Source organism: uncultured Subdoligranulum sp., from assembly GCF_937890665.1.
The window spans coordinates 1-10099 of sequence record NZ_CALADU010000127.1 but is presented as its reverse complement, the minus strand read 5'-3'; the positions used below and the strand labels follow the sequence as shown (position 1 = coordinate 10099).

At 55.7% G+C, this 10099-nt stretch carries 10 protein-coding genes; 9 read left to right on the top strand and 1 reads right to left on the bottom strand.

The window, feature by feature from the left end; translation table 11 throughout:
• Nucleotides 1–85: 85 nt before the first annotated feature.
• Nucleotides 86–1300, bottom strand: coding sequence for a peptidase T (pepT, locus tag Q0526_RS07690; protein WP_298732231.1), 1215 nt, complete (start codon nucleotides 1298–1300; stop codon nucleotides 86–88).
• Between the two features lie 182 nt (nucleotides 1301–1482).
• Here pepT and Q0526_RS07685 point away from each other — a divergent pair, with 182 nt between their 5' ends.
• From Q0526_RS07685 to Q0526_RS07645, 9 genes are all read left to right on the top strand, one after another.
• Nucleotides 1483–2532 carry a polysaccharide biosynthesis protein gene (locus Q0526_RS07685; protein WP_298732229.1) on the top strand — a complete coding sequence of 350 codons (1050 nt, stop codon included), beginning with the start codon at nucleotides 1483–1485 and terminating at the stop codon, nucleotides 2530–2532.
• Entirely contained in the window at nucleotides 2522–3670 is a 1149-nt protein-coding gene (locus Q0526_RS07680; protein ID WP_298732227.1) for an NAD-dependent epimerase/dehydratase family protein, read from the top strand. The genes Q0526_RS07685 and Q0526_RS07680 overlap by 11 nt, the downstream gene beginning before the upstream one ends.
• A gap of 18 nt (nucleotides 3671–3688) precedes the next feature.
• The gene (locus tag Q0526_RS07675; RefSeq protein WP_298732226.1) at nucleotides 3689–4147 is read left to right on the top strand and encodes a hypothetical protein; all 459 of its coding nucleotides are present in this window, start codon (nucleotides 3689–3691) and stop codon (nucleotides 4145–4147) included.
• A gap of 18 nt (nucleotides 4148–4165) precedes the next feature.
• Complete coding sequence (wecB, locus tag Q0526_RS07670; protein ID WP_298732225.1) at nucleotides 4166–5305, top strand: UDP-N-acetylglucosamine 2-epimerase (non-hydrolyzing); 1140 nt, start codon at nucleotides 4166–4168, stop codon at nucleotides 5303–5305.
• A 1-nt stretch (nucleotide 5306) separates the two neighbouring features.
• Nucleotides 5307–6530, top strand: a complete 1224-nt coding sequence (locus Q0526_RS07665) for a glycosyltransferase family 4 protein (RefSeq protein ID WP_298732223.1) — start codon at nucleotides 5307–5309, stop codon at nucleotides 6528–6530.
• 24 nt (nucleotides 6531–6554) lie between these two features.
• Nucleotides 6555–7274, top strand: coding sequence for a glycosyltransferase family 2 protein (locus Q0526_RS07660; RefSeq protein WP_298732221.1), 720 nt, complete (start codon nucleotides 6555–6557; stop codon nucleotides 7272–7274).
• A complete protein-coding gene (locus Q0526_RS07655; RefSeq protein ID WP_298732219.1) occupies nucleotides 7271–7624 on the top strand; it encodes a DUF2304 domain-containing protein in 354 nt (117 codons plus the stop codon). The genes Q0526_RS07660 and Q0526_RS07655 overlap by 4 nt, the downstream gene beginning before the upstream one ends.
• A 42-nt stretch (nucleotides 7625–7666) precedes the next feature.
• Nucleotides 7667–9169 (top strand): MBOAT family O-acyltransferase, encoded by a 1503-nt coding sequence (locus Q0526_RS07650; protein WP_298732217.1) that lies wholly within the window; start codon nucleotides 7667–7669, stop codon nucleotides 9167–9169.
• A gap of 18 nt (nucleotides 9170–9187) precedes the next feature.
• The coding region (locus tag Q0526_RS07645; RefSeq protein WP_298732215.1) for a hypothetical protein at nucleotides 9188–10099 on the top strand (912 nt) is incomplete at its 3' end.

Genomic DNA, 10099 nt, shown 5'->3' with positions numbered 1-10099 from the left:
TCGTGCTATATTCGCCCACAAGCATAGCTTGTGGTTCTTATATGAAAAGGAAGCCCGGCTGCTATCGCCGGGCTTCTTATCCATTTTATTTATACAGGTCAACCAAATGCAAGAGGATCTCTACGCTCTGGTCCATCTTCTCTGCCGTAATGCACTCGCAAGGGCCATGGAAGTTGAACCCACCGGTGCCAAGATTGGGACAAGGCAGCCCCATATAGCTCAGCGTAGCACCGTCGGTGCCACCGCGCACCGGGGTCTCGATGGGCTCCAGACCTGCTGCACGGATGGCTTTGCGGGCGTTCTCCACCAGATGGAAGTGTGGCTGAATCTTTTCGAACATATTATAGTAGCTGTCCTGCAAATCCAGTTCCACCGTACCGGCGCCGTACTTCTCGTTGAGGCAGTCTGCAATATGCTGCATCTGCGCTTTGCGGGCAGCAAATTTGACGGCATCGTGATCCCGCACGATGTATCCCAGATGGGCCGTCGTCACATCGCCCTGCATGCTGGTCAGGTGGAAGAAGCCCTCCCGTCCCTCGGTATGTTCGGGGCGAGAAAAAGCCGGCAGAGCCTGATGGAATTCCATGGCAATGTTCTGCGCGTTGCGCATGGCGTTTTTCGCGCTGCCGGGGTGGACGCTGAAGCCATGCACCGTGACCACAGCCGCCGCTGCATTGAAGTTTTCGTAGCTGATTTCACCCACATCGTCGCCGTCCACCGTATAAGCGTAGGCCGCCCCGAAATGCGCCACATCAAACAAACTGGCACTCTCGCCGATCTCCTCGTCGGGGGTAAAGCCTACGCAAATCTTGCCGTGAGGGTGATTTTCGGACTGCAACCGTTCCAGCATCGTCATGATCTCGGCAATGCCAGCCTTATCGTCCGCCCCCAACAGCGTGGAGCCGTCTGCCGTGATGAGGGTCTGCCCCTTCATTTCCTTCAAGAACGGGAAGGTTTCGGGGTCCAGCACCGCGCCGGTAGCCGGCAGCGTCACCGGCCCGCCGTCGTAGTTGGGGTGCAGCTGAGGTTTGACGTTTTCGCCGCTGGCATCGTCAGCCGTATCCATATGGGCAATGAAACCCAACGCCTTGGCGCTCTCCTGTCCCGGCGTTGCGGGCAGCGTAGCATATACATAGCAATGTTCATCCACATGGGCATCCGTCAGGCCCAGACCTTTCAATTCTTCCACCAGCTGATGGGCCAGATCAAACTGCCGGGCCGTGCTGGGATGGGTCCCCGAATTGGGATCCGACGTGGTAAACACGGTAACATACTTCAGCAACCGTTCATAGGCTCGCATGGGGTTTGGTTCCTCCTTGATTGGCAGGGGCAATTCCCTACCTTTGTAATATATCGGGTATTATACCACAAAAAGAAGCATTTTCCAAGGCAGCAGACTTTTCAAATGTCGGTTTGTGTGCTAAAATAGGGAGGATTATAAAGGAGATCTGCGTCTTTACGCATCAAAATAAGGAGGCCATCATGGCAAGCACCATTTTCAAGGACAAAACGTTGTTGATCACCGGCGGTACCGGCAGCTTCGGCCACACCGTGCTGAAACATTTCCTGACCACGGACATCGGGGAGATCCGCATCTTCTCCCGCGATGAGAAAAAGCAGGACGATATGCGCCATGAACTGCAGGCCCAGTACCCCGAACACTACGAGAAGGTCAAGTTCTACATCGGCGACGTGCGCAACATCCAGAGCCTGCGCGACGTGATGCCGGGCGTCAACTTCATCTTCCATGCAGCCGCCCTCAAGCAGGTTCCTTCCTGCGAGTTCTTCCCCATGGAGGCAGTCCGCACCAACATTGAAGGCACCGACAATATGCTCCACGCTGCCATCGAGGCCAACGTAGAGCGGGTGGTCTGCCTGTCCACCGACAAGGCTGCTTATCCCATCAATGCCATGGGCATCTCCAAAGCCATGATGGAACATGTCATCACGGCCAACGCCCGTGTGTCCGCCCAGCGCGGCGGCCCTGTCATCTGCTGCACCCGCTACGGCAACGTTATGTGCAGCCGCGGCAGCGTGATTCCGCTGTTTGTGGAACAGATCCGGGCCGGCCACCCCATTACCATCACCGACCCCAACATGACCCGTTTCCTGATGAATCTGGACGAAGCGGTGGATCTGGTCATGTTCGCCTTTGAGCACGCCAATCCCGGCGACTTGTTCATCCAGAAGTCCGATGCTTCCACCATCGGGGATTTGGCCAAAGCGGTACAGACCCTCTTCGGGGATACCGGCACCCGCATCATCGGCACCCGTCACGGCGAAAAGCTCTACGAGACGCTGATGACCAAGGAAGAGCGCACCCGCGCCGAGGATATGGGCGGCTACTTCCGCGTTGCTGCCGATACCCGCGACTTGAACTATGACAAATTCTTCGTCAAGGGACAGGTCCACACGCAGGCTGACGAAGATTACACCAGCCATAACACCCGTCGTTTGAACGTAGAACAGACCATCGAGAAGGTCATGACCACCGATTATATCAAAGAGGAGCTGGCAAAAAATGCCCAATGAGCCCCCTACCCTGCCCACGCCCATCCTGATTACCGGCGCAGGCGGTTTTGTTGGCCGCAATCTAGTGGCCACACTGCACGCCATGGGCTGCAAGGACCTGCTGCTTTTTGAGAAGGACGACACGGTAGAAACACTGGCCGACTATTGCCGCCAAGCGGCCTTTGTGGTCCATCTGGCGGGCATCAACCGTCCGAAAGACCCCAGCGAATTTTACAGCGGCAATGCGGGGCTGACCGATACCATGCTGCGGCTGCTGGCCGAAAGCGGCAACCGCGCACCGGTACTGGTGACCAGCAGCATTCAGGCGGCACTGGACAACGATTATGGCAAGAGCAAAAAGCAGGCGGAAGACGCCATCTTCGCCCATGGCCATACCGCCGGCGCCCCTGTCTATGTTTTCCGGATGGAAGGCGTCTTTGGCAAATGGTGCCGCCCTAACTACAACAGTGTGGTGGCGACCTTCTGCCATAACATCGCCCGGGGACTGCCCATCGAGGTGCGTGACCCTGCTTACGAACTGCCGCTGGTCTACATCGACGATGTAGTGACCTGCATTTTGGATGCCGTACAACACGGCACCGCCCAGAAAGACGAAGATGGCTATTGCCGGATTCATCCGGTTCATCGGGTCACGCTGGGACAGCTGGCGGAACTGATTCAGGGCTTTGCCGCAGCCCGTCAGGGCAGTTTGGCGGTTCCCTATCTGGCGGAGGGCAGCTTTGAGAAAAAACTCTACTCCACCTATCTGAGCTATCTGCCCACCGACCAGTTTGCCTACGACTTGAATATGCACTGCGATGACCGAGGCAGCTTTACCGAAATGCTGCGCACCCCCGAACGCGGGCAGGTCAGCGTCAACATTTCCAAGCCCGGCATCGTCAAAGGGAACCATTGGCACCACACCAAAAACGAGAAGTTTTTGGTGGTGCAGGGCGAAGGCGTCATCCGCTTCCGCCGCATCGACTGCGACGAGGTTATCGAATACCATGTCAGTGGTCAGAAATTGCAGGTAGTCGATATTCCCTGTGGATACACCCATAACATTGAAAATGTAGGGCAGGAGGACATGGTCACGCTGATGTGGGCCAACGAATGTTTTGACCCCAATCATCCCGACACCTTCTATCTGCCGGTCTAATAAGCAGGAGGGATTTGCGTGCTGCGCCGGGGAATGGCGCTGATTCTATCTGGCCTGCCGAGGTATCTTGGTGCCTTTCTAAGCCTTTTGGGCCTTGTCTTTCTGCTGCTGTCCAGCCTTGTCGCGGGTTCCCATTGGTATCCCTTAGGCCTGCTGACCGCAGGACTTTGCTTGTTGCTCTTTACGGGGACCGGACTATACCGCGACCACACGCTGGTTCGGGACGGAACTTTTGTAGAGGGGCAAGTTATCCGGCGCTCCCGCAGCGCTTTGCGGGGTGTTTCGGGCCTGACTACCTTGGACGGCATTCACCGTGCGTGGATCTTGCACTACCGCTACGAGGTGACTGACCGGACCGATACCGGACGCAGCCGCTATGTATGGAAGGCCATGCCAACCACGGAGCAGGACACCTTACGCATCTACTACGACCCCCGGCGTCCCCATCGATCCGCGCTGGATCTTCCAATTTTCTGAAAAGGATGTTGTTTTGTCATGAACAAGCTGAAACTGATGACCATCATCGGTACCCGGCCGGAGATCATCCGCCTGAGCGCCGTCATCAAAAAATGCGACAAATACTTTGACCAGATTCTGGTGCATACCGGACAGAACTACGACTACAATTTGAATCAGGTCTTTTTTGAAGATCTGGGTCTGCGGGCCCCCGACTTTTATCTGGACGCTGTGGGCAAGGATCTGGGCGAAACCATCGGCAACATTATTGCGAAATCCTATGCCCTGATGGTGGAGCAGAAACCGGATGCACTGTTGATTTTGGGCGATACCAACTCCTGCCTGAGCGCGATCTCGGCCAAGCGGCTGCACATCCCCATCTTCCACATGGAAGCCGGCAACCGCTGCTTTGACGAGTGCCTGCCCGAGGAAACCAACCGCCGCATCGTGGACCATATCGCTGATGTGAATATGTGCTACTCGGAACATGCCCGCCGGTATCTCAACGCCGAAGGCACCGCCAAAGAACGGACCTTCGTTACCGGCAGCCCCATGGCGGAAGTGCTGCATGCCAATCTGGAGAAGATTGAGGCCTCCGACGTGTTGGAACGTTTGGGTCTGGAGCCTCGGAAATACATGCTGCTTTCTGCCCACCGGGAAGAAAACATCGATACCGAGCAGAACTTCATCGATCTGTTCACCTCCATCAATCATCTGGCTGAGACGTACGACATGCCCATCCTGTACTCCTGCCATCCCCGCAGCAAAAAGCGGCTGGATGCCATGGGCTTTCAGTTAGATGCCCGGGTCAAACTCCATGAGCCGTTGGGCTTCCACGACTACAACCATCTGCAGATGAATGCTTTTGCCGTCATCTCGGATTCCGGTACCCTGCCGGAGGAATCCAGCTTCTTCACCAGTGTGGGACATCCCTTCCCCGCTGTCTGCATCCGTACCTCCACCGAGCGCCCCGAAGCGCTGGACAAGGGCTGTTTTGTGCTGGCAGGTATCCGCGCCGGCGGTGTGGAACAGGCCGTACAAACCGCTGTGGCCATGAACGCCAATGGCGACAACGGCATTCCTGTGCCCTACTACACCGAGGATGTTTCCACCAAGGTGGTAAAGATCATCCAGAGCTATACCGGTGTCGTCAACAAAATGGTGTGGAGAAAGTACTAAGATGGCCAAACGCATCCTTGTGGTGACCCAGCATTTCTGGCCGGAAAACTTCCGCATCAATGACATGGTGGAAGGTTTTTTACAGGACGGTCTGGAAGTGGACGTACTCTGCGGTCTGCCCAACTACCCCAAGGGGGAATGGTTCGACGGCTACAGCGCCCACGGCCCGTGGGAAGAACATTTTGGCGCTGCACAGATCTTTCGGGCCAAAGAGTGGCCCCGCAAAGGCAACACCAGTGTAAATATCTTTTTGAACTATGTAAGCTGGCCGCTCTATGCAACCGCTGCACTGCATCGGTTGCCGGGCGGTTATGATGCGGTATTTTGTTTTAACACCAGCCCGGTTCTGATGTGCTGGCCTGCCATCCGCTATGCCAAAAAGCACAAGATTCCCTTTACCAACTATGTGCTGGACCTTTGGCCGGAAAACTTGTACAGTGTTTTGCCGGTCCGCAATCCCCTGCTGCGCCGCATCGCACAGGGCGTCAGCGACCATCTGTATAAGCAAGCCGACCGGCTGATCGCCATGAGCGAACCGCTGCAGCAGCGACTGTGTCAACGCACCGGAAAACCGCCCCGTTCGGTGGCTGCCATCCCCCAATACTGTGAGGATTTTTACGCGGTGCCCCAACACGATGCAGCTTTAGAGCAGCAATTCGCCGGGCGGTTCAATTTGGTGTTCACCGGAACCTTTACACCAGCGCAGAGCCTTGATATGGTTCTGCGCGCCGTTTTGGAGGCTCGTGCTGCCGGAGCCGATGGCCTGCACCTGCTGTTAGTGGGCGACGGCATGAGCCGGGAAAGTCTGCAAGCATTGGCCCATGAGTTGAATGCCGGCGATGCGGTGACTTTTTACGGCAGCGTTCCTGCCAAGGAAGTGCCTAAGTTTACGGCACTGGCCGACGCGCTGCTGATTTCCCTGTCGGATTCCCCCGATTTGGGACTGACGGTACCCGGCAAACTGGCCAGTTATATGGCCGCCGGTAAACCGCTGGTAGCCAGCATGAACGGTGCAGGCGCCGTGGCCGTTCAAGAAAGCGGCGGCGGATTAGTCAGCCCCGCCTGTGACCAGCACGCCTTGGCACAAAATCTTGTACAGCTTGTCACAATGGCCCCGGCCCAGCGCGCCGCCTTGGGCGACAACGCCAAGGCTTACTATCTGGCTCATTACCGCCGCGCGGAATTGCTGCGGCGTTTGGAAACGTTTATTTTGCAGGGCGACTGAATCGCCCGGATGTGAGGTACCCCCTTGGACGAAAAAATTTTGGTGCTGATTCCCTGTTACAACGAAGAGCAGAATATTGTCAACACCGTAGAACGCCTAAAGGCCACCTGCCCCGAGGTAGATTTTTTGGTCATTAACGACTGCTCCACCGACGGCAGCGCCGCATTGCTGCAAAGCCACGGCTATCCGTTTTTGGATTTGCCGGTCAATTTGGGCATCGGCGGCGGTGTACAGTGCGGTTATCGCTATGCTGCCCGCTATGGCTACGATGTGACGGTCCAGATGGACGGCGACGGCCAGCATGACCCGGCCTATCTGCAAGAGATTGTGCGGCCGGTGTTACAGGGTGAATGCGACATGTGTATCGGCAGCCGCTTCATCAAAAAAGAAGGATTCCAGACCAGCTTTATGCGCCGGGTGGGGATCCGCTTCTTGAGTATGTTGATCCGGTTGCTTTGCGGCAAGCGGGTGCTGGACGTAACCAGCGGGTTCCGTGCTACCAACGCTAAGATGACTGCCTATTTTGCCGACCACTATGCTACCGACTACCCTGAGCCGGAAGCCATTTTGGCTGCCTGTCTGGCAGGCTTCACCGTAGGCGAAGCCCCCGTCATTATGCAGGAGCGTCAAGGCGGTGTGTCCAGCATTTCCAGCTTCAAAAGCGTCTATTATATGGTGAAGGTTTCGCTGGCTTTGCTCATCGACCGCTTCTCCATCCATAAATCGCGGAGGAACAAGGCATGACTCCACAACTGCAATTTTTTATGATTCTGGGCGCCTTGGCGCTGCTCTTCATCATCTTCGCCTTCTTGAAGCGCGGCCTGATGAGTGTGAAATACAGCCTTTTGTGGCTGGCCTTAGCGGTGGGGTTGGTCATTTTTGCCGTCTTCCCCTATGTGGTCTATGTACTGCGGGACCTGCTGGACATCGAGATGCCGGTCAATCTGGTGTTTTTCTTGATGTTCTGCTTTGTGCTGGTTGTGCTGCTGTCCCTGAGCATCGCCATCAGCCAGTTGGCCGACAAGTGCAAACGGCTGACACAGGCCAATGCCATTCTGGAAAAGCGGGTACGAGATCTGGAAGAGAAGCGATAATCCTGCGGCGGATGATCGGTGGAGTAAACGGAGAGGAAACGTATGACATTCACTTGGGAGCAGGTTCTTGACTTTTTGTGCAAGGACCAGACCATGACAGTCACGTCACTGTTATTTGTTGTATTTTTTGCGGTTACGGCGTTGGTACACTATGCGCTACCGCGCATTGTGCGCCCTTATTTTTTGTTACTGGTCAGTTATGGCTTTTTCTGCTATGATGCCGCCAACCGTCCGTTGATTGGTGTTTTACTGGGAACCACCTTGGTAACATGGCTGTGTGGTCTGGTAATTGGCCGCACCAAAAAGCGCCCTTTGCGGATTCTGGCTTTGCTGGTGGCCGTACTGGGCGGTGTAGGCGTACTGATCTACTATAAGTACTGGAACCTGTTGGCAGACAGCCTTGGCGGCAGCCTTTTGGCCCGCCGCGACAATCTATTGGCGCCTCTGGGACTAAGCTACTTTACCTTTGCCGCTCTCAGTTACACCATCGACGTCTACAAACATCGCTGCCGGGTGGAAACCAATCCGTTTCACTATGCGCTGTTTGTCAGCTTTTTCCCCACGCTAATCAACGGTCCTATTGAGCGGTATCCTCAACTGCGTCCTCAGATTCAAAAAAGCCGCCGCTTCAGCTACAACCGCTGTGCCGGTGGCGCATTCCGTATGCTGTGGGGCTACACCAAAAAGATGGTAATTGCCGACAACCTAAGACTCTATGTGTCGGCTGTCTACGGCGACGCCGCCCACATGAGCGGCCCCAACTTAGTAGCAGCCACCGTGCTGTTCGGCATACAGTTGTACATGGACTTTTCCGGATGTTGTGATATTGTGCTGGGTGCCGCTCGTATTCTGGGGTACGACCTGATCGAAAACTTCCGGGCGCCCTTTGAGTCCCACAATTTTGGTGAATTCTGGCGTCGCTGGCATATTTCCATGACCAGTTGGTTCCGGGATTACGTGTATTTCTCGCTGGGCGGCAGCCGCTGCGCTCCGTGGCGGCATTACCTCAACATCTTGATCGTCTTTCTCTGCTCTGGACTGTGGCACGGTGCCGACTGGCGGTATCTTGTTTGGGGATTGGCTTGCGGCCTGATCTCGGTTCTTGCTATCCTGACCGCTAAACCTCGTCAGGTGTTGCAGCGGTTCAACCCGCTCTACCGCGCCGGATGGAGCAAAGCATTGTGGCAGATGTTGATTACCAACCTGCTATTCTGCCTGACGCTGGTCTTTTTTGCCAGTGCTTTGTACAATACCGATCCCTTTTCCATCTATGCCTCGCTGCTCAACGGCTGGCAAGGCATTGGCGGCAGCCTGTCGCAAGTCACGCGGCTGCTCTATGACAGCGGCCTCGATGGTCGTCTGCCGGTGGTTCTCTGGTTCGGCTGTTTTGTGGTCTTCCTCGTAGAGCATTACAGCGAAAATGTATCCGCTTGGATTCGCAAACAGGTCTGGCCGCTGCGCTGGACACTGTACTATGTGGCGGCTGCTGCGGTGTTGTTCTTCGCCGCCTTCGGGCAGTCTGCTTTCATCTATCAGCAATATTAACGAAAGGCGGTGTTCTCTATGTCCGCAAATTCCCCTACCCCCATCCCTACACCGCCCATTAAAATCCAACGCGGTTCCTCCACGGCCACGCCGCCCCGCCCCCAAACCAAAAAGGTGCGGCGCAACCCGTTGATCTGGTTCCTGCACGGATTGGTGCGGCGGCTCTATTTCGGTCTTAAAACCTCGTTCAAATGCTTGCTGCTCATACCAATCCTCGTGTTTATGGTGGCTTTCAGCTACAATGTAGACCGAAGCGGTTTGTTCCAAGGCGCCTTGGCACCACGGCGCATCGTGGATTTGATGCTGGAAGGCTACGACGTAACGAACTTTGAGCAGATGGATGAACGTCAGGTGGTACAGTTGTATGCGCAAGACGTGCCGGAAGCGCCGGAGGCCATCGGCATCGGTTCCAGCCGGGTCCTGCAGTTCAACCGGGAAAATACCGGCGTAGACAGCTTTTTCAACATGGGCGTGACCGGTGCCGATGTGCGCGACAACATGACCGGCTACTATAAGATGGTCAGCTATGGAAAAACACCCAAGGTTCTGCTTTGGAGTTTGGACCCTTGGGTATTCTACGGCAGCGAGGCAGCCTTTGATTCCCGGGCGGATGCCGACTTGTACAACGAATTTTTGACCAAAGTTCTCAATGTTCCCACCGATTATGAAGACCCGGACAAGGTTGAGCTTTGGCGCGCCCTTGCCGACCCCGCTTATTTTCAGGGCAACGTGGACTACTATGTGAAAAACCGTGGGCAGGCCACCGTCACCGACGATGACGGCAATACCATTGAGTTTAACCCTGTGGAGGGGGACCCCTACAACCAGACCGCTTCCATCAAGCGTTCCGACGGCAGCGTTTTGTATGATGTCGCCTTCCGTTCGCAAAGCGTGGACCAAATTCGCACACTGGCTGCAGAGGCTTGCCCC

Excerpts from the sequence above, each read along its gene's own strand:
- pepT (WP_298732231.1), bottom strand. The coding sequence starts at position 1,300 with ATGCGAGCCTATGAACGGTTGCTGAAGTATGTTACCGTGTTTACCACG.
- Q0526_RS07685 (WP_298732229.1), top strand. The coding sequence starts at position 1,483 with ATGGCAAGCACCATTTTCAAGGACAAAACGTTGTTGATCACCGGCGGT.
- Q0526_RS07680 (WP_298732227.1), top strand. The coding sequence starts at position 2,522 with ATGCCCAATGAGCCCCCTACCCTGCCCACGCCCATCCTGATTACCGGC.
- wecB (WP_298732225.1), top strand. The coding sequence starts at position 4,166 with ATGAACAAGCTGAAACTGATGACCATCATCGGTACCCGGCCGGAGATC.
- Q0526_RS07665 (WP_298732223.1), top strand. The coding sequence starts at position 5,307 with ATGGCCAAACGCATCCTTGTGGTGACCCAGCATTTCTGGCCGGAAAAC.
- Q0526_RS07655 (WP_298732219.1), top strand. The coding sequence starts at position 7,271 with ATGACTCCACAACTGCAATTTTTTATGATTCTGGGCGCCTTGGCGCTG.
- Q0526_RS07650 (WP_298732217.1), top strand. The coding sequence starts at position 7,667 with ATGACATTCACTTGGGAGCAGGTTCTTGACTTTTTGTGCAAGGACCAG.